The organism is Salmonella sp. NW177, assembly GCF_051811585.1.
GTDB classification, from domain to species: domain Bacteria; phylum Pseudomonadota; class Gammaproteobacteria; order Enterobacterales; family Enterobacteriaceae; genus Salmonella; species Salmonella enterica.
This window is the reverse complement of the sequence record NZ_JAMMZV010000001.1, coordinates 666,164-689,811: the sequence shown is the minus strand read 5'-3', so window position 1 is coordinate 689,811 and position 23,648 is coordinate 666,164. Positions and strand designations below refer to the sequence as shown.

Annotated in this window: 20 protein-coding genes and 1 pseudogene; 10 read left to right on the top strand and 11 right to left on the bottom strand. The window is 49.3% G+C overall.

The annotated features are described in order from the left end of the window. Window positions 1-4 precede the first annotated feature (4 nt). Genes NA986_RS03630 through NA986_RS03620 form a run of 3 tightly spaced genes read right to left on the bottom strand, consistent with a single transcriptional unit; the run spans window position 5 to window position 3,163 of the window. Window positions 5-328, bottom strand: a complete 324-nt coding sequence (locus tag NA986_RS03630; protein WP_000760345.1) for a YdbL family protein — start codon at window positions 326-328, stop codon at window positions 5-7. A gap of 7 nt (window positions 329-335) precedes the next feature. Further along, a complete protein-coding gene (locus tag NA986_RS03625) occupies window positions 336-527 on the bottom strand; it encodes a YnbE family lipoprotein (protein WP_000784063.1) in 192 nt (63 codons plus the stop codon). Then, window positions 527-3,163: a YdbH family protein gene (locus tag NA986_RS03620; RefSeq protein WP_023216905.1), complete on the bottom strand. Its 2,637-nt coding sequence runs from the start codon at window positions 3,161-3,163 to the stop codon at window positions 527-529. Before NA986_RS03620 ends, NA986_RS03625 begins: the two co-directional genes overlap by 1 nt. A gap of 239 nt (window positions 3,164-3,402) precedes the next feature. Here NA986_RS03620 and ldhA point away from each other — a divergent pair, with 239 nt between their 5' ends. Further along, complete coding sequence (gene ldhA, locus NA986_RS03615; protein WP_000762206.1) at window positions 3,403-4,392, top strand: D-lactate dehydrogenase; 990 nt, start codon at window positions 3,403-3,405, stop codon at window positions 4,390-4,392. A gap of 110 nt (window positions 4,393-4,502) precedes the next feature. After that, window positions 4,503-4,913 carry a heat shock protein HslJ gene (gene hslJ, locus NA986_RS03610; RefSeq protein WP_000725238.1) on the top strand — a complete coding sequence of 137 codons (411 nt, stop codon included), beginning with the start codon at window positions 4,503-4,505 and terminating at the stop codon, window positions 4,911-4,913. Window positions 4,914-4,956: 43 nt separating this feature from the next. Here the strand turns inward: hslJ and NA986_RS03605 are convergent, their stop codons facing one another. Beyond that, a complete protein-coding gene (locus NA986_RS03605; protein ID WP_001200679.1) occupies window positions 4,957-5,223 on the bottom strand; it encodes a putative hemolysin in 267 nt (88 codons plus the stop codon). Here NA986_RS03605 and NA986_RS03600 point away from each other — a divergent pair. The 3 genes from NA986_RS03600 to uspF all read left to right on the top strand — a co-directional run bounded on the left by NA986_RS03600 (window position 5,127) and on the right by uspF (window position 9,939). Beyond that, window positions 5,127-5,438, top strand: a complete 312-nt coding sequence (locus NA986_RS03600; RefSeq protein ID WP_031601775.1) for a hypothetical protein — start codon at window positions 5,127-5,129, stop codon at window positions 5,436-5,438. The genes NA986_RS03605 and NA986_RS03600 overlap by 97 nt on opposite strands. Before the next feature lie 60 nt (window positions 5,439-5,498). Further along, window positions 5,499-9,023 carry a pyruvate:ferredoxin (flavodoxin) oxidoreductase gene (gene nifJ, locus NA986_RS03595; protein ID WP_070793997.1) on the top strand — a complete coding sequence of 1,175 codons (3,525 nt, stop codon included), beginning with the start codon at window positions 5,499-5,501 and terminating at the stop codon, window positions 9,021-9,023. A 481-nt stretch (window positions 9,024-9,504) separates the two neighbouring features. After that, window positions 9,505-9,939, top strand: coding sequence for a universal stress protein UspF (gene uspF, locus NA986_RS03590; protein ID WP_001082296.1), 435 nt, complete (start codon window positions 9,505-9,507; stop codon window positions 9,937-9,939). Between the two features lie 52 nt (window positions 9,940-9,991). On the opposite strand, the gene NA986_RS03585 is transcribed toward uspF, so the two are convergent. Together NA986_RS03585 and NA986_RS03580 are read right to left on the bottom strand one after the other, a co-directional pair. After that, a complete protein-coding gene (locus NA986_RS03585) occupies window positions 9,992-10,330 on the bottom strand; it encodes an SMR family transporter (RefSeq protein WP_023215975.1) in 339 nt (112 codons plus the stop codon). Window positions 10,331-10,604: 274 nt separating this feature from the next. Next, window positions 10,605-14,027, bottom strand: a complete 3,423-nt coding sequence (locus tag NA986_RS03580) for a DUF4765 family protein (RefSeq protein ID WP_070793996.1) — start codon at window positions 14,025-14,027, stop codon at window positions 10,605-10,607. Between the two features lie 429 nt (window positions 14,028-14,456). On the opposite strand from NA986_RS03580, the pseudogene NA986_RS03575 reads away from it, so the two are divergent. Both NA986_RS03575 and ttcA read left to right on the top strand, forming a co-directional pair. Then, a pseudogene (locus NA986_RS03575) lies at window positions 14,457-14,663 on the top strand (tyrosine-type recombinase/integrase); the annotation flags it as partial. A gap of 51 nt (window positions 14,664-14,714) precedes the next feature. Beyond that, entirely contained in the window at window positions 14,715-15,650 is a 936-nt protein-coding gene (gene ttcA / locus NA986_RS03570) for a tRNA 2-thiocytidine(32) synthetase TtcA (protein WP_001156208.1), read from the top strand. Window positions 15,651-15,693: 43 nt separating this feature from the next. Here ttcA and dbpA read toward each other — a convergent pair whose 3' ends face one another. The 5 genes from dbpA to smrA form a co-directional block, all read right to left on the bottom strand. Continuing rightward, the gene (gene dbpA, locus NA986_RS03565) at window positions 15,694-17,067 is read right to left on the bottom strand and encodes an ATP-dependent RNA helicase DbpA (protein ID WP_024156938.1); all 1,374 of its coding nucleotides are present in this window, start codon (window positions 17,065-17,067) and stop codon (window positions 15,694-15,696) included. A 28-nt stretch (window positions 17,068-17,095) separates the two neighbouring features. Further along, window positions 17,096-17,278, bottom strand: a complete 183-nt coding sequence (gene ynaL, locus NA986_RS03560) for a proline-rich small protein YnaL (protein ID WP_001670836.1) — start codon at window positions 17,276-17,278, stop codon at window positions 17,096-17,098. A gap of 275 nt (window positions 17,279-17,553) precedes the next feature. Beyond that, window positions 17,554-18,537, bottom strand: coding sequence for a zinc transporter ZntB (zntB, locus tag NA986_RS03555; protein ID WP_000387370.1), 984 nt, complete (start codon window positions 18,535-18,537; stop codon window positions 17,554-17,556). 145 nt (window positions 18,538-18,682) lie between these two features. After that, window positions 18,683-19,837, bottom strand: a complete 1,155-nt coding sequence (locus tag NA986_RS03550; RefSeq protein ID WP_031607546.1) for a methyl-accepting chemotaxis protein — start codon at window positions 19,835-19,837, stop codon at window positions 18,683-18,685. Window positions 19,838-20,230: 393 nt separating this feature from the next. After that, window positions 20,231-20,794 carry a DNA endonuclease SmrA gene (smrA, locus tag NA986_RS03545; RefSeq protein ID WP_001046799.1) on the bottom strand — a complete coding sequence of 188 codons (564 nt, stop codon included), beginning with the start codon at window positions 20,792-20,794 and terminating at the stop codon, window positions 20,231-20,233. A gap of 257 nt (window positions 20,795-21,051) precedes the next feature. Between smrA and ogt the strand changes: the two genes are divergently transcribed. The 3 genes from ogt (at window position 21,052) to uspE (ending at window position 23,613) form a co-directional block, all read left to right on the top strand. Continuing rightward, window positions 21,052-21,567: a methylated-DNA--[protein]-cysteine S-methyltransferase gene (gene ogt, locus NA986_RS03540; RefSeq protein ID WP_000945036.1), complete on the top strand. Its 516-nt coding sequence runs from the start codon at window positions 21,052-21,054 to the stop codon at window positions 21,565-21,567. Between the two features lie 195 nt (window positions 21,568-21,762). Continuing rightward, on the top strand, window positions 21,763-22,515 hold the full coding sequence (gene fnr, locus NA986_RS03535) for a fumarate/nitrate reduction transcriptional regulator Fnr (RefSeq protein WP_000611914.1): 753 nt from the start codon (window positions 21,763-21,765) through the stop codon (window positions 22,513-22,515). Between the two features lie 150 nt (window positions 22,516-22,665). Further along, on the top strand, window positions 22,666-23,613 hold the full coding sequence (gene uspE, locus NA986_RS03530) for a universal stress protein UspE (protein WP_001262138.1): 948 nt from the start codon (window positions 22,666-22,668) through the stop codon (window positions 23,611-23,613). The last annotated feature ends 35 nt before the right edge of the window (window positions 23,614-23,648 follow it).

Here is a 23,648-nt window from a genome sequence, read left to right as displayed (position 1 = left end):
GCGGTTATTTACGCATCCATTTGCCATTAATTCCCTGGACATATTCTCCCGGCCTGGCGCGCTCAACTAGTTTTTGCCCTGCCATCTTCGCCACCTCGTCCACGGGAAGATGATTGCTATCCGCTAACTGCTGATAACTGGCGCGGCGGGCATGATTAATATCAAGCACCAGTTTCTGGGTTTCGGCATCATTCTTTAAGGCCACCAGATAGCCATTCAGCGTTTCCCCGACCCGGCCCTGCGTGCGCGCTTCGTCCAGGGTTAAGGCCCACACAGAAGGTGTGAGCAAGCTCAGCGTCAGCACCCATAGTATTAAATACTTTTTCATTATGGCCTCAAAATAGATCGCTGCGTGATTTCAGGAGTTCTTCAACATCTTTATCGACTTTGATATGTATTTCATGCTCGATCTTTACATTCATGTTGATGGTAATCGGCTGTTCCGGCGCGGCGACTTCAATACGTGGCGTGCAGCCCACCACGATAAATGACGCAAGCGCTGACAGCATGGCAATACTCATTTTCATTATTTATCCTCACAGTCCTTGTCTTTCCGGCAAGGAGGTTGCGGCAACGCTGTATTTTGTTCAAGCCATGCCTGTAAATTGTCGCCAAAACGCAAACTGCGCCACAGCGTAAACACATTTTCTTCATGGGTATAGTTCAAGTTAACGATCGCGGTTTTACCATCTACCCGGCTTTTGCCGGTAATGGCCGCCTGCATCGTTAGTACGCCCAGGTTATCAACGTTAATTTTCGTCCACGAATGCGTAATCTCCATATAACGTAGCCAGTTGATCGCCGAGCCTGCCGTGACATTATCCTTCACCACCGCATCCGCAGTATCTTTATCGATGCGCAACGTCATTGGCCCGGGATTCGTAAGCCAGCCATCTTTGATTATCCATTTTTCATTGTTCAGCCACAGCGGCAGCGCGCCGCTGACCGGACCAGACATGGCGAATTGCTTTGGATTTATGGCGCTAATCAATTCGCTGGATGAAATATTTTGCACCCGCAAAAGCGCCGGGTCGTGCTGCGGCATTCGCAACTGTTTCATAATGATTTGACCGCCCAGCACGTCTACGCTGACATCGCTTAGCAGTAATGGATTCGACTCGCTCCAGGGATAACCGCCCTGTAAATCAGCGGTGATATTTTTCGCCGTGACCTGGTTAACTATCCCGGCAATACGCAGCGAGACAGGCCCGCGCGTCCCCAATTGCCACGCGCCGTTGTGGAAGCGAAATGGCAGAATGAAATCGACGCCGTTGATTTTGTTATCCGGCATCCAGGCGCTACCGCCTTTTAACACGCCGTGTCCACCTGCTTCAAACCCCTGCCCCTGTGCGGCGGAAAAAGCCACCTGCGCATACAGTGAGCCTTCGCGCAGCGTCATTTTCCAGTCCGGTGGAAGCAACGGCTGAAAAACGATAAGCGACTGCTTCGGCCACCAGGCCTGTCCGCGAAGGCGTTCGCCATCCCAGCGCCCATTCAGCCGTACCGGCCCTATCGCCCCCGCCCGAAGGTCGCCTTTAAACTGGAACAGAGTTGGCTCGCGCCCTTCAACGCTAAAATTAATGGTAGAAGGCGGCAGCACGCTCCCGCTGGTAAATACGGTTTTTCCCGCCTCCAGAGACAGCGCGCCCTGTAGCGACGGCGTTGTGGCGTCGCGAACCCAGACAATAGGTTTATTCAGCGCCAGTCTTGGCGATGTGACGGTCATTGCGCCATAGTGCAACTGATCAAAACCGGTGGACAAACTGGTCAACCTGATGGTGTTATCATGCCATTCGCCCTGTCCGGCAATATCCCAGCGGGCGCGCATTGGCGTAAAGCTTCCTTGCCCCCAATAGCGCCACCGCCAGCGACCAGCATCAGGGAGAAAATCATTCGCCAGGCCATCAAGATGAAGAACGAAATCGCCCATCTCATTTTCGTGCGCCCGTAAAATAGCCTGTAATCGACCATCAACGCCGCGCGGCGTCACCTTGACGCCCGCCAGCGGCCAACGAATTTCATCAATATCTAACGCATCAATCACCCGTCCGCGCGAGCGTAGCAATGCGCCAGGTGCAAAGGTGAGCTGCGGATCGGCCAGACTGCCGCGGAACATAGCGGGCAATACGGCATAAAAGATTAAATCCTTCTGTTTAGCCTCGCCGGTAAGCTGTAGAGGCATCTCACTGCTATCCATGCTGAGTTTTCCCGGGCCGATAGTCAGTACAGCGTTCGCTTTACCGGCATCGCCCTGGGTCAGAATATTCAGGCGTCCGCTGACTCGCGCATTATCCGGCCCGGCTTGCCAGTTATCGATATTAAAAGCCAGACGTCCGCTCAAGGGGAATCCCTGATATGGCCAGTTCCAGCGGCCATCGCTGATGGTAAGCCGCTGACGCGTTACCGCCCAGGGGAGATCGAGAATCGGGTCAGGATTACCTCGCGCCATCACGATGAGCTGTCCGGCGTTATCACGCCACTCCAGTTCCGCATCCACCAGCAACGGTTCCTGCGGCAGACGCAAGGTCGCTGCCGCATGACCGCTGACCGGCAGGCCATCCGGTACCAGCGGCAACATAAACTCCCCCGCCAGGCTAACGGGAGGCTGGTTGGCCAGCGCGGCGATCTCCAGTTGGCTCACAGTCAATGCCTGACCGCGTAGCTGCCCTTGAAATTTTACTTTTTCGCCCTGATAACGTATCTGCTGAATGACCGGCGTCATGGAGATCGCCAGCTTGCCCTGCCATTCCGGCCAGGGCGCGAGAATAACATTATCGATGTTAATCCAGGTATTGGGCAGCATTGACTGCCACTGCGCCAGCGTACGCGGCGCGGCGGGAGAAGCTTCCGTAGCGGGCAGTTTCGCCAGGCACGCGGCATCCAGTTTGAGGCTTTTAATATTCAGCAACCAACGGCTGGGATGCGTCAGTTCCGCCTGGGTAATATGCGCTAACGAACAATCATTGACCAGATAGCGAAGATCGGGAATCACTAACCCATGACGTGTCAGGCGTGGACTTTGTTCCAGAGCGATACGGGTACCGACGGGTAGCCAAATTCCCGCCAGAGTGGGAACCCACAGCCCGAGGGTCATCAGTAGCGTCAGAGGGACAAGAATCAGCAGTAACAGTAGCGCAAGGGCGGCTTTATATTTACCCTTCATGGGCCATTAATTTCCTGATTTAACGAAAAATTCAGTCGGCTATCTCTTTATTTTGGCATGATTGCCCGTACATAGCCTAATAGTTCATGTTGCAGGGGCGCCCTCCGGCTATTTGAGGCGTTGTGGAGAATGATAACCTAAAATTATTCATTATATGTATGACTATCAATTATTTTTGATTTTTTGTAAGATAATTTTAAGCATATTTGTGTGATTCAAACATCACTGGAGAAGGTCATATGAAACTCGCCGTCTATAGTACCAAACAGTATGACAAGAAATATCTACAGCAAGTGAACGAAGCGTTCGGTTTCGAACTGGAGTTTTTTGATTTTCTGCTGACCGAGAAAACGGCGAAAACCGCCAATGGATGTGAAGCAGTTTGTATCTTCGTGAATGACGACGGGAGCCGACCGGTACTGGAAGAGCTGAAAAAACACGGCGTGAAATACATCGCGCTGCGTTGCGCCGGATTTAATAATGTCGACCTGGATGCCGCTAAAGAGCTCGGTTTGCAGGTGGTGCGCGTACCGGCTTATTCTCCGGAAGCCGTCGCTGAACATGCGATTGGCATGATGATGACATTGAACCGCCGTATTCACCGCGCTTATCAACGCACCCGCGACGCTAACTTTTCCCTTGAGGGACTGACCGGCTTTACCATGCACGGAAAAACCGCTGGCGTCATTGGTACCGGTAAAATCGGCGTCGCCGCGCTGCGTATCCTGAAAGGCTTCGGAATGCGTTTACTGGCGTTTGATCCCTATCCCAGCACCGCCGCGCTTGACCTCGGCGTCGAGTATGTGGATCTGCAAACGTTGTTTGCCGAATCGGATGTCATTTCTCTGCACTGCCCGCTCACGCCGGAAAACTACCATTTACTGAACCATGCGGCATTCGACCAAATGAAAAATGGCGTTATGGTCATTAATACCAGTCGTGGCGCGCTGATTGATTCCCAGGCGGCTATCGAAGCTCTGAAGAATCAGAAAATCGGCTCGCTGGGGATGGATGTGTATGAAAACGAACGCGACCTGTTCTTTGAAGATAAGTCAAACGATGTTATCCAGGATGATGTTTTCCGCCGTCTGTCGGCCTGCCATAACGTACTGTTTACGGGGCACCAGGCATTCCTGACCGCAGAAGCGCTGATCAGCATCTCTGAAACCACGTTACAAAACTTAAGCCAGCTTGAGAAGGGCGAAGCCTGCCCGAACGCGCTGTTCTAATCCTGTCGCTCCCCTGCGCTCAGGGGAGCATTTTCGGATAACCCCTGAAGATCTATCCGGTCATATCATTACTATAGTCAGTGTTAACTATCAGATTACAGAGAATATCAATGAAGAAAATCGTCACGCTGGTCGCCCTGAGCATCATAATCACAGGGTGCGTGAGCAGTGGAAAAGTGTCCGTCAAACGCGAGCAACTGGAGCACCACCGCTTTGTTCTGGAAAGCGTAAACGGTAAAACGGTCACCGGCCCGGAGCTCAGCTTTGGCGAGGACATGACGGTATCCGGCAAAATGTGCAATCAATTCACCGGCGAAGGAAAACTGTCGGACGGCGAATTAAAAGTGAAAAATTTAGCGATGACCCGAATGATGTGCGCAGATCCGCAGCTTAATGCGCTGGACGGCACCCTCAGCGAGCTCTTCAGCAAAGGCGCGCAGGTCGATTTAACCGCGAACCAATTAACGCTGGCGACGGCAGAAACAACGCTAATGTATAAACTGGCGGATTTAGCGCACTAAGCCATTAAGTGAAAAGTTATACGCGTCAGGCGAAACGCCGCGCTTAATAACTCCCGCAATTTCCGGCGGCAAGCGACTGTTCGCTACAACGTTTGCCGTTGGGTAGCGCGCACATACCAATTACTGAACCATCAAGCTGCCGGGCCGCTGAAAGCGAACCGCCAATCATAGCGCAATTCGCTTCGCCGGCGCTGGACATCGCCGCTTTCATCCCTGGCGAAACATGCGCCGCGGTTGCCTGCTGAACAGGTTCGCTACTGCAAGCCGACAATAATAACGCGGCACATCCCACCCAAAACGCTGCGCGCATTTCTCTCCCCTCTGTTTATTCATCCAAACGACACCGCCCTAAATAATAGGCAGCAGAAACTGACGCGTCGAGAGGCAAAGCGCGCATTTATGCGCTTCATTAACATTTATTGGCAATTTTTTACGTCTTTTCGGCAAGAAATCGCCATTCTCCTCCCGCCAGGGACACAAAAGCGAAAATGGGGCTTGAAGGGCTTTGCTAAAATAAAAGGATAACTACAGGATGCGCTCACGATTATGCGTGTCCCTCTTTTTTGCGCAATGTAAGGGTGTCATATGCAAACAATTGACGGTAATGGCGCGGTAGCGTCGGTGGCGTTCCGTACCAGCGAGGTTATCGCCATTTACCCGATTACGCCCAGTTCAACAATGGCTGAACAAGCGGATGCCTGGGCCGGTAATGGGCTTAAAAATGTCTGGGGCGATACGCCGCGTGTGGTAGAGATGCAGTCGGAAGGCGGCGCGATCGCCGCCGTTCACGGTGCGTTACAAACCGGTTCGCTTTCTACGTCATTTACATCATCGCAGGGGCTGCTGCTGATGATTCCAACGCTGTATAAACTGGCGGGGCAGCTCACGCCGTTTGTACTGCACGTTGCCGCACGCACCGTCGCCACACACGCGCTTTCTATTTTTGGCGACCATTCCGATGTGATGGCGGTCCGCCAGACAGGCTGCGCGATGTTATGCGCCGCCAGCGTTCAGGAAGCGCAGGATTTTGCGCTGATCGCGCACAGAGCTACGCTGAAAAGCCGCGTTCCGTTTATTCATTTTTTTGATGGCTTCCGCACATCGCATGAAATCAACAAAATTATACCGCTAACGGATGAAACCATTCTGAACCTGATGCCGCAGGCGGAGATCGACGCTCACCGCGCCCGCGCGCTGAATCCGGAACATCCGGTGATTCGTGGAACTTCAGCGAATCCGGATACCTACTTCCAGTCTCGCGAAGCGACCAACCCGTGGTACAACGCCGTTTATGATCATGTTGAAGAGGCGATGAAGGCATTTGGCGACGCTACGGGCCGTCAGTACCAGCCATTTGAATATTATGGCCATCCCCAGGCTGAACGCGTCATCATAATGATGGGCTCCGCCCTCGGCACCTGCGAAGAGGTCGTGGACGAGCTACTGATACGCGGAGAAAAGGTCGGCGTTCTGAAAGTCCGTCTGTTCCGCCCCTTCTCCGCCAAACATTTGTTACAGGCATTACCGGAAACCGTTCGCGCTATCGCCGTACTCGATCGCACTAAAGAGCCTGGCGCGCAGGCCGAGCCGCTTTATCTGGACGTGATGACCGCACTGGCGGAAGCCTTTAATAATGGCGAGCGCGAAACGTTGCCGCGCACCATTGGCGGCCGTTATGGACTATCATCCAAAGAGTTCGGCCCGGCGTGTGTACTGGCGGTCTTTAATGAACTCAGCCGTGCGAAACCCAAGCCACGGTTTACGGTGGGCATTTATGATGACGTTACTAACCTCTCGCTGCCATTACCGGAAAATACCCTGCCCGGCAGCGCTAAACTGGAAGCGTTATTTTACGGTCTGGGAAGCGACGGCAGCGTATCCGCCACGAAAAATAATATTAAAATTATCGGTAATTCTACGCCGTGGTATGCGCAAGGTTATTTCGTTTATGACTCTAAAAAAGCTGGCGGGCTCACGGTATCGCACCTGCGCGTCAGCGAAAAACCCATTCGTTCCGCTTACTTAATTGCTCAGGCGGATTTTGTCGGCTGCCATCAATTACAGTTTATCGATAAATATCAGATGGCGGAGCGTCTGAAGCCCGGCGGTATCTTTCTGCTTAATACGCCGTACAGCGCCGACGAGGTCTGGTCGCGTCTGCCGCAAGAAGTTCAGGCGGTATTGAATCAGAAAAAGGCGCGTTTTTACGTGGTTAACGCGGCGAAAATCGCCCGCGAATGTGGACTTGGCGCCCGCATCAATACCGTCATGCAAATGGCTTTCTTCCACCTGACGCATATTCTTCCGGGCGATAGCGCCCTGGTTGAGCTGCAGGGCGCGATTGCCAAAAGCTATAGCAGCAAAGGTCAGGATCTGGTTGAGCGTAACTGGCAGGCATTGGCTCTGGCGCAGGAATCGCTGGCGGAAGTGCCGTTGCAGGCGGTTAATCCGCACAGCGCGCATCGCCCGCCGGTTGTCTCCGACGCCGCGCCGGATTTCGTGAAAACCGTTACCGCCGCCATGTTGGCGGGCCTCGGCGACGCACTGCCTGTTTCCGCCCTGCCGCCGGACGGAACATGGCCGATGGGCACCACCCGCTGGGAAAAACGCAATATCGCCGAAGAGATTCCTGTCTGGAAAGAGGAACTGTGTACACAATGTAATCACTGCGTCGCTGCCTGCCCTCACTCGGCAATTCGTGCGAAAGTCGTTTCCCCGCAGGCGATGGAGAACGCGCCAGCCAGTCTGCATTCGCTGGACGTGAAGTCCCGCGATATGCGCGGCCAGAAATATGTGCTGCAGGTCGCGCCGGAAGACTGTACTGGCTGTAATTTATGCGTAGAGGTCTGCCCGGCTAAAGATCGGCAAAATCCGCAGATCAAGGCGATTAACATGATGTCGCGCCTTGAGCATGTGGAAGAAGAGAAAGTGAATTATGACTTCTTCCTCGACTTACCGGAAATCGATCGAAACAAACTGGAACGAATTGATATCCGCACATCGCAGCTTATTACGCCGCTGTTTGAATATTCCGGCGCCTGTTCCGGCTGCGGTGAAACGCCGTATATTAAACTGCTGACTCAGTTATATGGCGACAGAATGTTAATCGCTAACGCCACGGGGTGTTCCTCTATTTACGGCGGTAACTTACCCTCTACACCTTATACCACCGATGCCCACGGACGCGGCCCGGCATGGGCGAATTCGTTATTTGAAGATAACGCGGAATTTGGCCTCGGTTTCCGTCTGAGCGTGGATCAGCACCGGGCGCGCGTCATGCGTTTACTGGCGCAATTCGCCGATCGCATTCCGGCGGAATTAAACGATGCGCTGCATGCCGAAGCAACGCCTGACGTTCGGCGTGAGCAGGTCGCCGCATTACGCCAACATCTGAAATCGGTTGCGGGCGCAGAGGAACTGTTAAAGGATGCTGATGCGCTGGTAGAAAAATCAATCTGGCTGATTGGCGGCGATGGTTGGGCATACGACATCGGCTTTGGCGGTTTAGACCATGTGTTAAGCCTGACGGAGAATGTCAATATTCTGGTTCTGGATACGCAGTGTTACTCCAATACTGGCGGCCAGGCGTCGAAGGCGACGCCGCTTGGCGCCGTCACTAAGTTTGGCGAACATGGCAAGCGTAAAGCCCGTAAAGATCTTGGTGTCAGCATGATGATGTATGGTCATGTTTATGTCGCGCAAATCTCGCTGGGCGCGCAGTTAAACCAGACGGTGAAAGCCATCCAGGAGGCCGAAGCCTGGCCAGGACCGTCGCTGATCATTGCCTATAGCCCCTGTGAAGAACATGGCTACGATCTGGCGCTAAGCCATGACCAGATGCGCCAGTTAACGGCGACCGGTTTCTGGCCGTTATACCGCTTTGATCCCCGCCGTGCGGATGAAGGCAAGCCGCCGCTGGCGCTGGACTCTCGGCCACCGTCTGATGCCCTGGCGGAAACGCTGCTTAATGAACAGCGTTTCCGTCGCCTGAATGCGCAACAGCCTGAAGTAGCTGAACAATTATGGCGAGATGCCGCATTGGATTTGCAAAAACGCTATGACTTTCTTGCCTTGCTGGCAGGAAAAGCGGAAAAATCCGGCGCAGATTAAAAAATATTCTAAGGATTAACCTGGAAACAAAAAAAGCCCGAACATCCGTTCGGGCTTGTCAATTTATACGCTGGAAAGCAAAGGTTAACGCAATGGCCCAGCGACAAAATGAATATGTGACAATAAAGGCATATAACAGGCGTAGAATATCGTAACCGAATGATATTGTATAATTTTTATTTCGTATAATACTCCCAAAAGCATTCGTATAAATTATATCTATTTCACTGCGAATTATTTCATTAATTATTGAATTAAACGGTAACATCTCTTTTTAGGTCTTTCCTGACAAGGCAGAAATAACGTTTTAACGTCAACTCGCTGATTATTTACGGGGAATGCGCTTAATATTACGCCGTCCTCCCCTGTTGGTAGTCCCCGCAGAGTATCGTGGAGCAGCACCTAAAATGTGACGTATGTCATTGTACATAAAGTGCCTTTAGGGAGTAGAATTTCAGTGGATACTTAAACAGGAGGTTTTATGAACAGAACGATTCTTGTACCCATCGATATTTCAGATTCAGAATTAACTCAACGCGTGATTTCACATGTTGAAGCCGAAGCAAAGATTGACGACGCTAAAGTGCACTTTTTGACTGTAATCCCGTCTTTGCCCTATTACGCTTCACTGGGACTGGCTTATTCAGCAGAGCTCCCCGCAATGGACGATTTGAAAGCCGAAGCCAAATCTCAACTGGAAGCGATTATCAAGAAATTCAACCTTCCCGCGGACCGCGTGCAGGCGCACGTTGCAGAAGGCTCTCCTAAAGATAAGATTCTGGAAATGGCAAAAAAATTACCGGCCGATATGGTGATTATCGCCTCGCATCGTCCGGATATTACTACCTATCTGTTGGGTTCCAACGCCGCAGCCGTTGTGCGTCATGCGGAATGCTCCGTACTGGTGGTGCGCTAAATACCCGAGCCCGCATAAGAGAGTGCGGGCTCAAATCAACCATCATCATCGCCTAGTGACTGACGCTTTTTGAAAACAGATTGATTACGATTACACCGCAGATGATAAGCAACATGCCAATAATAGCCGGCACATCCAGTTTTTGGCCAAGAAACAACCATCCTATCAATCCAATAAGAACAATCCCTACCCCAGACCAAATGGCATAAATGATACCCGCAGGGATGGTTCGCATTGGGATGGTAAGGCACCAGAACGCGATACAATATCCGATGATGGTAACGATGCTCGGTACCAGACGCGTAAAACTATCCGATAATTTTAATGAGATCGTGGAGATAACTTCTACCACGATGGCGATAAATAGAAAGATTACAGCTTCTTTAGTCATACATCTCTTCGTTCCGATATTTTTCGGGTCATGGTGACATCTTAATTAATACGGATGACAGAATAAAGACGCTTTTGACCCGTTGCGTATCTCGCCATAACATACTTCAGGTTGCATGTGCTGCGGCTGCGTTCCCTTACCCCAGTCACTTACTTGAGTAAGCTCCTGGGGATTCGCTCGCTTGCCGCCTTCCTGCAACTCGAATTATTTAAAGTATAAAAGCAATCTTTCATACACGAGAGATAAAAACAATAAACTTGTTCAGGATTTATGATTACTTAGAAGCGTTTGCCTGCCCCGTATTTTCTGCTTTACCATATGTCCTGTCAATTATACCAACAGGGTCCACTGGTGTTTTTTTTGGCATAACCCAGCCGCTTTCACTGACACTACCTCGTGTAAGATATCTGACTTTTACCTTAACGATAATAAGAAAATGCTCCCTGCTGAACCTGTCTGCAACACTAAGTTCCGTGGTATATTCAGGTACGATTCTTCCACTTCTAACCTGCTCTTTGGCTATTTCAGCAGAGACAGGCAATACCTCTACATCGCCCCCCTCAATACCGCCTGCTGTTTTAAAACTAACAATATTTTCAGCCTGCGGACCTATTGTACCTCGGCATAATACAACTTCGGTCTCCCCTGCTGCTACATCCCCACTCCGGTATTTCTTATAAATACTTTGTACATTTTCTTCTGATGTAGGGTATAAATCTTCTGACAGGGAGGCCAGTATATCTTCCAGTAAGGGGGAATCATCCGTTATATCCAGCAGTTCTTCATCATAACCCGCGTCTCCTTCTCTTAACTCTGAATAAGGCTTATCAATATGGCGAATAAGCCCCCCACCTTTCAGCCCTGACGCTTGATAAAATCTTCCATCAGAAGATCGGTAAAATGTCATGGCTGAATTTTTTCCGCTATCCGAATAGGTTGCCTGATACGTTTCTGAATTTGGTTCTTTAGTTAAAACGAGCTCTCTGTCGCCATATTTTATCGTATTAGGCGCTTCCGATGACAGCGGTGGATATGAGGCTTGCTTTCTGTAAAAGCCTTCTCCTGACGGTTTGTAATAACCATACGTTTGTTTATCAAAACCGGTAGCGCGATAGAGCCCATCGTTTCCCGCTGGACCTAACTCAAGAACTTTCTGATTACTTTTTTGATAAATAAAATCTGTATTTTCTATTGACTCTATAGTTTTATAATTACTCCCCTTTTGAATCGGCGCTCGTACTACACCTCTTTGTATTTTATTTTCAACAAATCGGAGGCCCGTATACTTTGCATTTGCCGCTCTTTCTGTGAACTTCGCTCCAGCAACAGGAACAGCCTCCATACCGATACGTATAATATCCTGTACGTAACCGCACACATCCGCAGAGTTATCCACAACAGCCCGGTTAAGAATACTGCTGGTACCAGCCAGAGCGTTAAAACCAGGGACAAGACCCATTACAATATTCCAGACCGTTCCTAAGAGGTGAAGTCCTGCCCTTGCAGCCGGACTTAATGAGGAAGTTGTGCGATGATGTATAGTATCATCAAGATCAAAGCTCAGCTCAATTAATCCTCCCAACCCCTCCTGAATAATCTTATTAAATGCATAAACGAATTCTTGCCCGCCATTCATGGAGGAAAGCTTCTCCTTGAACGATTCGAGAGCCTGAGCCTGTCTCTCATGTTGTTCTTCTAATGTCAGCCAACTGCTTTGCGCAATATCACTGATCTCGTGAATAAGCCCAACAACGGCCTCTTGCACCATTTTGTTGATATCCATTAGTCCTAAGATATCACACTCCTGCATATGTTCCTTCATATGAGTCTCTGCTCGATAATATTTCTCCGCCCAGTCTAGCTGTTTATTGATCGCAGCTTTCATTAACAATATTAAAGGATCGTTACTTTTGGGAAGTGTTGATTTAACACCTTTGGTAAATTTATTATTAACCACAATTTTTCTTGCTATTGTGTCTATTTTTTCATCATTAATTGGCCCCGTTATATTTGCACACCAAAAAATAATATTACGCATAATAATAAAATTATTTTTTATGCCTTCAGGGCTAAGCAATACTCTATCACCACCATTGCTGGATAAATGGTGTATTACTAATTGAATCAGCTTAAAAAGATGATTCATCCTTTTTTTATTAAAAGCGCTCTTTCCTCTTTCCTGTCTATTGAAAGATACTATTTCTAATGCTGTAATAATAGCATCCTTACCATAGAAAACGTCAAAGCTTGAACCAGAAATAGCAGGAAACTTTTCATACAGGACTTTCGCATAGTGGCTTTCCCTTGTCCATAAAGGCCTGTCTATCATGAGTGGTTCAGGCTCAGTACTGAAATGCATAGGATGAACCAGCATATCACGCGCCATTAGCTCATATATTTTATATTGATGTTGAATATTTTCTCTTACAAAAGATAGAACAGAAATGAAACTTCCCTCACCGAGAACAATGAGACGATCACTTAAATGAACTAAAAGACCTTTGAACATATATTCAGCGGCAATAGCTCTTCCATCATGCGTCCACTGCCCAGTTTGAGAAAACGCAAGTAATTCATGATAGCCTCTTTTATAACTATTTGCCTCTTGTTCTTTTACCAGTAGTTTGAGTATTGAGATAAGGCGTCCTCCCGCCATAGATGTAAAGTGTTCAAATAGGCCATCTAACACCTTACCTGCCAGGTTAGGCTCCGTAGTTGGGGCAGGATGATCCTCCGGGAGAGCCCTTTCATATCTCTGTAATTCTTTAACGGGTAAAAAATTATTCTCACCTTCTGAATTACCATTTTTTATCCTATAATCACCAGATGTTACTGCTAATCTTGATGATAATAACAAACCAGTTACTGCAATGTTTTTAATACTCCTGTCCATTTTATGAATGGTTACTGGCTGAAGATGATTGCTGCTATGGGAAGATAAGAAAATTTGCCTTTGAATTTCCTTTCCCTCAGATATAATTTGCTCAGTACTTTTAGGTGGAACAGTTACGCTATCTACATTAAATAGCTCATGTTCACCACTCATCGTTACCTGAGAAAAACACGACGATGTATGTGCAATTGCAGCAGGATCAATCTCTTTATAAATAACATTGGCGTAAACGTTTGTAACTTCACCGTTTGCATTTAAATGATCGTGCAAAATATGTTTTAGAAATAGATCTAACAACAATTTTTCTGATGTGATTCCATTCACACAGTTGTGAAAGTCAGGGGGAATTGGATAGCCGTTTTGATCAAATGGAAGCGATAAATATCCTCGCCCCCCATCAATATTTTCGTAACTGTAATTTAGAGATATCTTTACCTCGCATTTATTGGTATCTACATCGTCATTGATACTGCGCTCTACTTTATAATTAACCAGCCTACGGAAGGTTGCGCTATTTGAATAATAAAAATCCAATGTTGACTTAATATCTTCATATATAATTTCATGTGTTGGCTCAAAGAAGAAGTCGTAAATATTTAATCTGTTCTTTTCTTCATCTTTGGCCATCTCATCCAGCTTAATATATTCTCCTGGTAAATTAGACACTTGCTCATGAAAGATATCGTCCTGATAAAGTCCATCCAACATTGAAAGGTACGGTATGGTATCCCAACTTCTGATAGCTTGTATCTGTACCGTCTGCTGTGATTCTCTGGTTGATATATCACTTACTGTTATACGCATTACGTTCTCCAGCCAGAATTATGGTATGCTTCATAAGGTGTAGATATCAGGTAGCAATTCTCATCGCAAATAATTTGTCTGAACTGTACATATGATACAGGCTATTTTTAATTCAATACGACCACCAGAATAAACAAGAAAATTTTAAATAGTATACGGTAAAATGATCTTACCCAACGATAATTAAACACTCTGCACTATCTTATTAGATAATAAAATACTGATACGTTATTTTATATCACCAATAAAAGAGCAAAAAGGGTGTGCCGAATATCATTTTACACCAGTCCCGGTTCACTCCACGAAACCACTTGAAACGTACCATCATCAGGACGCAGCAGCGCCTGAATTTCAGTTGAGCCCGTCACTTCTTAACGGACCTGGCTGCATGATGTATACAGTTGACAATATCCGAAGGTACTATCTCTATTAAAACGTGCTGGTATTCGCCGCCGTAATCCGTACCATACGCGACATACTTTTGCCTGCTGGCTGTTGACGGCAGGAGCGAACCCGGCATTTATCGCCAGCCAAATGGGGCATGAAACTGCGCAGATGGTGTATGAAATTTACGGTATGTGGATTGATGACATGAACGACGAACAGGTAGCGATGTTGAATGCGCGGTTATCGTAGCTGCAAAGTTTGCCCCCAATTTGCCCCATTTAGTACCAGAGAACTGAAATAATGCAAGAAATTCAAAAGAATACAAAAAAAGAGCAATACAACCTCAACAAGTTGCAAAAGCGCCTGCGCCGTAACGTTGGCGAAGCGATTGCCGATTTTAATATGATTGAAGAAGGCGATCGCATTATGGTTTGCCTTTCTGGCGGCAAAGATAGCTATACGATGCTGGAAATTTTACGTAATTTGCAGCAAAGCGCCCCGATCAATTTTTCACTGGTCGCCGTCAACCTCGATCAAAAGCAGCCAGGTTTCCCGGAACATATCCTGCCAGCCTACCTTGAGCAGCTGGGCGTAGAATATAAAATCGTCGAAGAAAACACCTACGGCATTGTGAAGGAGAAGATTCCGGAAGGAAAAACCACCTGCTCGCTGTGCTCGCGTTTGCGTCGGGGTATCCTGTATCGTACGGCGACTGAACTGGGCGCGACTAAAATCGCCCTGGGCCACCATCGCGACGATATTCTGCAAACCCTGTTTCTGAATATGTTCTATGGCGGAAAAATGAAAGGGATGCCGCCGAAGCTGATGAGCGATGACGGCAAACATATCGTGATCCGCCCGCTGGCTTACTGCCGCGAGAAAGATATTATCCGTTTTGCTGAGGCCAAAGCCTTCCCTATCATTCCTTGTAATCTGTGCGGTTCGCAACCTAACCTGCAACGCCAGGTGATTGCCGACATGCTACGCGACTGGGATAAGCGCTATCCTGGACGGATCGAGACGATGTTTAGCGCCATGCAGAATGTCGTGCCGTCTCACCTTTGTGACACTAACCTGTTCGATTTCAAAGGAATCACTCATGGTTCCGAGGTCGTCGACGGCGGCGATTTAGCGTTCGATCGTGAAGAGATTCCCTTGCAGCCCGCTGGCTGGCAGCCGGAAGAAGATGACACCGCCTTAGAGGCGTTGCGGCTTGATGTTATCGAAGTGAAATAATCTGCAGGCGTCCCAGCACTCCGCTGAGACGCCATGCTATCAATCATTTTAATAGCCGTACCCGGCATGACTTGCCTTTGATCTTCCCGTTTTGCAACTGCTTCCAGGCTTTTTGCGCTACTGCTTGACGTACGGCGACGTAAACGTGCATTGGATGCACATTAATTTTGCCGATATCCGCCCCGTCTAATCCAATATCGCCGGTCAGCGCGCCTAAAATATCTCCCGGACGCATTTTCGCTTTTTTGCCGCCGTCAATACATAGGGTAGCCATCTCTGCGGCCAGAGGAAGCAACGACTGCCGGGCGGGCGCATTCAGCCAGTTCAACTTGAGTTGCAGCATTTCTGAAAGAATATTTGCCCGCTGCGCCTCTTCCGGCGCGCAGAAACTGATCGCCAGGCCGCTGCTTCCCGCGCGCGCCGTACGGCCAATACGATGGACATGCACCTCCGGGTCCCAGGCCAGTTCATAGTTAACCACCAGTTCGAGCGATTTAATGTCTAACCCTCGCGCGGCAACGTCGGTGGCAACCAGAACGCGCGCGCTGCCATTTGCAAAACGCACCAACGTCTGGTCGCGGTCGCGTTGTTCCAGATCGCCGTGGAGCGCCAACGCGCTTTGTCCTACCGCATTAAGCGCATCACAAACGGCCTGACAATCTTTTTTGGTATTGCAAAACACCACGCAGGACGCTGGCTGATGCTGGCTAAGCAACGTTTGTAGCAGCGAAATTTTTTCATGCGCAGACGTTTCGAAGAACTGTTGTTCGATAGCCGGTAGCGCATCTACCGTATCGATTTCAATACGTATTGGCTGCTGCTGTACACGACCGCTAATCGCCGCGATGGCCTCAGGCCAGGTTGCTGAAAACAACAACGTCTGGCGCGTCGCAGGCGCAAAGCGAATCACCTCATCAATGGCGTCACTGAATCCCATGTCCAGCATTCGGTCTGCTTCATCCATTACCAGAATGTGCAGCGCATCCAGCGATACGGTTTCTTTTTGTAAATGATCCAGCAGGCGCCCCGGCGTCGCGACAATGATATGCGGAGCGTGCTGAAGCGAGTCGCGCTGTGCGCCAAAGGGTTGCCCGCCACACAAGGTCAGAATCTTGGTATTTGGCAGAAAACGGGCCAGGCGACGTAACTCCCCGGCTACCTGATCCGCCAGCTCCCGCGTCGGACACAGCACTAATGCCTGTGTCTGGAACAGAGTGACATCAATTCGATGCAAGAGCCCAAGACCAAACGCCGCCGTTTTGCCGCTACCGGTCCTGGCCTGCACACGCACATCATTTCCCGCCAGAATGACGGGTAATGCTGCGGCCTGAACAGGTGTCATCTCAAGATAGCCCAGCTCAGTAAGGTTATTGAGCTGGGCGGCGGGCAAAACATTCAGGGTTGAAAAAGCGGTCACAATTTACTCTCGCGGTAACGACTCATAGTCAGCAGGCGCGTATCCTCGCAGATCCGGGCGTTTGATGCGACATTTTAATCGGTTCTTCGTCCGGCGGCGGGTCGGGCATCGGCTGAGGACGGGGAAGCGGCTCAGGAATGGGAACAGGGTCAGTGGGAATCGGGTCCGACAAGGACGAGTGTAGATATAATAAGGTCAAAAGACAGCTCATATTACCCTCCAGAATGTCATTCAGACTCTTAAAGGGTAGACGCAGATAGTCTACAGGCAAAAAAAAGCCGACTAATCTAAGTCGGCGTCGTACGAATCAATTGTGCTATGCAGTAATTCAAAAAAGGAAGTAAGACAATATGGAGCGCAACGCCCATCGCTTGACGTTGCATTCACCTGCGAGAGAGATATTGCCCCGAATAGGTAGATGGTTTATTGACTTCGCTCAAATTTCTCGGCGTTTTTTCACCCGAAATGGTCTGAAAAGCGCTTTTGTTACAACCATTTACTGCGATGCAACCATAAAGTAACACCACCGATCAGGACAACTAACAGAATACAAAACAGAGAAAAGCCGAACCGCCATCCGCCGCCGGGAATACCGCCCAGGTTAACGCCAAATAACCCTGTTAAAAAAGTGCTGGGCAGAAAAACCATCGCCATAAGCGACATGGTATAAGTTCTGCGCGCCAGAGACTCCTGCATCACCTGGGCAATTTCATCCGCCATGATGCCAGTACGCGCGATACAAGCGTCAATCTCATCCAACCCCCTTCCCAGCCTGTCGGCGATATCCTGCATTCTGCGCCGGTGATCGTCGCTCATCCACGGCAACCGTTCGCTCGCAAGCCGGGCATAGACGTCGCGCTGCGGCGCCATATAGCGACGCATAACAATTAGCTGTTTACGTAGCAATGCGAGGAAACCGCGCGGTGGGATTTGCTGGTCGAGAAGATTATCTTCCAGATCGATAATTTTATCGTGTAGCTCTTCAATAAATTCACTGGCGTGATCGGTTAACGCATCGCACACATCCACTAACCAGCCGCCGCAATCTACGGGCCCGGTGCCCTCCTGCAAATCACTGACCACATCGTCCAGCGCCAGAACCTTTCGCTGACGGGTAGACACAATGAATCGCTCGTCCATATATAAACGCATTGCCACTAATTGATCCGGGCGTTCGTCAGTACTGCCATTAATACAGCGCAGCGTAATGAGCGTCCCTTCCCCCAAACGACTTACGCGCGGGCGCGAGCTTTCACCAGCCAGCGCATCACGCACGTTATTGGGGAGTAAAGGCGTTGAAGCCAACCAGCGGGCGCTGTCCGGGTGGGTATAATTAAGATGTAGCCAACAGGGATGCTGACTATCGATCACATCATTATCTTCGAGCGGTTTTACTCCACCACGACCATCCAGTAGCCATGCGAAAACGGCATCCGGCACGTTCACATCCGATCCCTTAATGGCTTCCACAGCGCCTCCACGTTACAACTCTGATGCCGTTAGTCTAGCTTTCGGGAAAGGTTAAGCAATCTCTCATTTTCTCATTGCGCAAAAAGAATGACGGGAACGTGCGAAAAAAGCGCCTTAGCAACAGGCGCTTACCAAACATGTATTATCAGGCCTGGCCGCGCCTGGTGATGGTCGAAAGAGGTGATACATGAGAGCGCGACAGCGCATGTTCACTGTAACCCGGCAGGCTTAAACGAAATTTGTCGGTTTTAGTCTGTAACTCGATCACCTGCGCCTTTAAAACATCCGAAGAAGCAGATAACGCTTCAACCATTAAAACATTGCTATGGGTTGCGCTTTCCAGATCGCTCAACGCCAGGGTTATCTGGTTAATGCCTTTTTCCTGCTCCCGCGTGGTGGTGGAAATTTCACTCATCAGCACGTTTAATTGCCCGGAGCCGCCAACAATCTCCTGCATATTTTTTTCAGCCTCCTGCACTATGGCGGCCCCCTGCCGCACATTGTCATGCGTAACGTCGATCAGCGCCTTGATATTTTTTGCCGCCTCGGCGCTACGATGCGCCAGATTACGCACTTCCCCGGCCACCACGGAGAAACCTTTTCCATGATCGCCCGCCCGCGCAGCCTCTACCGCCGCGTTAAGCGCCAGAATATTAGTCTGGAATGCGATACCGTCAATCAATGATATAATCTCCGTCATCTGCGAGGCACAGTCGGTAATAGAACGCATATTTTCTGTAACCCGCACCATTAATTCACCGCCTTTACGGGCGCATTGGGTTGCACAATCCGCCTGTATGCTCGCCATTCGGGTATTATCCGCATTGTTTTTGGTACTCGCCGCCATTTCATCCATACTGGCGGCAGTTTGAATTAGCGAGGCCGACTGCTGTTCCGTCTTTACGGATAGCGACAGACTGCGCGCCGCCAGTTGTTCGGAAAGGGTCATTGCCGTTTGCGAAGAGGATCTGATTTCACGTACCAGCGCGGAAATATTCTCCGACAGGCTATTAATCCCGGGGATGAGTCGCCCGGCGCAATTATTGCCAAATTCGGAGATATGAATAGACAAGTTTCCTGCTGCGACCTCTTCAATACTTTTCTTCACGGTATTAATCGGCACTACCAGATAGCAGGTCATATACCACCAAAGCAGTAATGCCGAGATCAGATAAATGATATTACACGTAATTAAAATAGGGAGATCGTGCAGAAAAGCTATTTGTAAAGTATCCACCAAAAGAAACGTACATACCATGAATAGAATAATGCATGTCCTGACGCTGATATTTCTCAACATTTTTGTACGGCCTACAACCAGGATAGGAGACAGGTTTTATTTTTATAGCATTTCAGATAGCTATTGCCATTCGTTTCTTTGACATTCTCCATATTCAATACCAGACCATCGCCATTTCCCTTAGTGCAACAGATAAAATCACCTATATTCGCTATGCCAGGATATTCATCCATCCATATTGACAAGTGATGTACTTATCACCATTTTCTGCTTAATAGTTAAGTCGAAAGCCAGTATATTTTAATAGACGCTTAAATAAGCGAATGACTGTTTCTCCGTGTTATTACCGTGGACAGCGTTATCGCCCGTTCTCTTGCAGAATCCTGAGCATCAGGCATAAAATCGGGTTCGCGCGAGCTTGCGCTGGCGGTCCTGTCCGCCAGCGGTAACGATTTACCGACTACGCTTCGCATGGCGCTCCCAGTTATCCTGTTTAGCCTGCACCGTTTTACGTAACGCGACATAACATGCCCCGCCGCCGCCATGGTGCGGCAGCGCCGAACAATAAGCCTGTACATCTTCAAACTCTGTCAACCAGCGGGCCACATAGCTTCGGACGATATTGGCATGCGACTTCGCCTCTCGCCCTTTACCATGAATGATCAGGACATTACGCAACCCCTCTTTCTGCGCCTCCAGGATAAAACGAAACAGCATTTTTCGGCACGTTTCGACCGGCTGGCGTAACAAATTGAGGCTGGCCTGCTGAGGGTATTTCCCACTGCGTAACTTGTCGATGACACCCTGCTGCAATCCTTCCCGACGAAATTCCAGCGGTTCATTCAGCGGCAGAATATCCAGAAAGCCCGTCGTCAGGAAATTATCAAGCTGAAGCGTGTCGATACGCTGGGGCGTTTTAAGATTACGCGTTGGCTGCCAGTGTACATCAGTATGGCGTTTCAGCGGCTGGACATCCTCCATGGCGTCAAGAAACAGCGCTTTATCGTCAAGGTTCATGGTTCATCCTCCAGCGTTTTTGCGACTGCCGTTATCATAACCGTGCCCTGTTATACCGACAACGGTTTACAGTTATTTCCAATAACAGCGACAATGTCAGGCAATTAACCGCCTCGCCCGGCTCCCTTTTTCTCCACCAACGATATTACTGTCGCTAAATGTGTTATCCCTGACTATCTTTTAAGGAGTATGGTTGCGGGTATTCCTGGCATGATATCTTGTCTCTTACGTTAGATTAAGACGATGTGAGAGAACGGATGCTGAGATTACTTGAAGAGAAGATAGCCACGCCATTAGGTCCGTTATGGGTGGTTTGCGATGAGCAGTTTCGACTGCGGGCCATTGAGTGGGAACAGTACCGCGATCGTATGGAACAACTGCTAAATATCCACTACCGTCACGAAGGCTATGAACGCGTTTCTGCGACTAACCCCGGTGGACTCAGCGATAAGCTTGCAGATTATTTTGCAGGCAATCTCGCCGTAATTGATACCCTGGAAACCGCCACGGGGGGTACACCTTTTCAACGGGAAGTATGGCAGGCGTTGCGCGCTATCCCCTGCGGGCAGGTGATGCACTATGGTCAGCTGGCGGCGCAACTGGGACGACCGGGCGCCGCACGCGCAGTCGGTGCTGCGAATGGCGCTAACCCCATCAGTATTGTTGTTCCCTGCCATCGCGTCATTGGGCGTAACGGCACTCTGACCGGATACGCAGGCGGCGTGCAGCGAAAAGAGTGGCTATTACGCCATGAAGGCTATCTTTTATTATGAAAATACAGGCAAAAAGTGCCTTATCGGTCACACTTTTATGTAAAGCAACAACAAATAAATTACGTGTTTTCAAATAGATAAAAGTATTCATCAAACTTATACTTGAATTATTCCTTCTCCGGGATAGCTCAGACTTACGCGCTCACCAAAAAGATGTTAAAATTGACAAATATCAATTACGGCTTGAGCAGACCTATGATCCCGGAAAAGCGAATTATACGGCGCATTCAGTCTGGCGGTTGTGCTATCCATTGCCAGGATTGCAGTATCAGCCAGCTTTGCATCCCGTTCACACTTAACGAGCATGAGCTTGATCAGCTTGATAATATCATCGAGCGCAAAAAGCCCATTCAGAAAGGGCAAACTCTGTTTAAAGCAGGTGATGAATTGAAATCGCTCTATGCTATCCGCTCCGGAACGATTAAGAGCTACACCATTACCGAGCAAGGCGATGAGCAGATTACTGGATTCCATTTAGCAGGCGACCTGGTGGGTTTTGACGCCATTGGCAGCGGTCATCATCCGAGCTTTGCACAGGCGCTGGAAACCTCAATGGTATGTGAAATACCCTTTGAGACACTGGATGACCTGTCCGGCAAAATGCCTAACCTGCGTCAGCAAATGATGCGTCTGATGAGCGGTGAAATTAAAGGCGATCAGGATATGATCCTGTTATTGTCGAAGAAAAACGCCGAAGAACGTCTGGCTGCGTTTATTTACAACCTGTCCCGCCGCTTTGCGCAGCGTGGTTTTTCACCGCGTGAATTCCGCCTGACGATGACCCGTGGCGATATCGGCAACTATCTGGGCTTAACGGTCGAAACCATTAGCCGTCTGCTGGGGCGTTTCCAGAAAAGCGGTATGCTGGCGGTGAAAGGTAAGTATATTACTATTGAAAACAGCGATGCGCTGGCGGCCCTCGCCGGTCATACCCGCAACGTCGCTTAAACGTCAGCTAAACCATTGATGTTATCTTCTGCCATATCGTTAAATTTTTCTCATTTATTGATCTGGCAGAAGCGCTTCCTCTGTTTCATTCACCATATTTGAGTTACTCTTTAGTTACAAACTGCGATGACAGTTGTAAGGAGACCCTGTATGGCTATGTATCAAAATATGCTGGTGGTCATCGATCCCAATCAGGACGACCAACCCGCATTACGGCGAGCAGTTTATTTGCATCAACGGATTGGCGGCAAAATTAAAGCTTTCCTGCCTATTTACGATTTCTCGTATGAGATGACCACCCTGCTTTCTCCTGACGAACGCACCGCAATGCGTCAGGGCGTAATAAGTCAACGCACAGCCTGGATACGTGAGCAGGCGAAATATTATCTTGAAGCCGGTGTCCCCATTGAAATTAAAGTGGTCTGGCACAATCGTCCCTTTGAGGCCATCATCCAGGAGGTTATCGCCGGCAGTCACGATCTGGTGTTGAAAATGGCGCATCAGCACGATCGACTGGAAGCGGTCATTTTTACCCCTACCGACTGGCATTTGCTGCGTAAATGCCCAAGCCCCGTGTGGATGGTCAAAGATCAGCCGTGGCCAGAAGGCGGCAAAGCACTGGTCGCCGTGAACCTGGCAAGCGAAGAGCCCTATCACAATGCTCTCAACGAAAAGCTGGTAAAAGAGACCTTACAATTGGCGGAGCAGGTTAATCATACCGAAGTACACCTGGTCGGCGCCTACCCCGTTACGCCAATCAATATCGCCATTGAGCTGCCGGAATTTGATCCCAGCGTGTATAACGACGCCATCAGAGGCCAGCATTTACTGGCGATGAAAGCGCTGCGCCAGAAATTCAGCATTGATGAAAAAGTTACGCATGTAGAAAAAGGCTTGCCGGAAGAAGTTATCCCGGATCTTGCCGAACACCTCCAGGCGGGGATCGTTGTGCTTGGCACCGTTGGACGTACCGGACTCTCGGCCGCGTTTCTAGGGAACACGGCCGAACAGGTCATTGACCATCTGCGCTGCGACCTGTTAGTCATTAAGCCTGATGAGTATCAAACACCGGTGGAACTGGACGACGAGGACGATTAATCCCTCTTGCGTCCTGCCGGATGGCGCTGCCATCC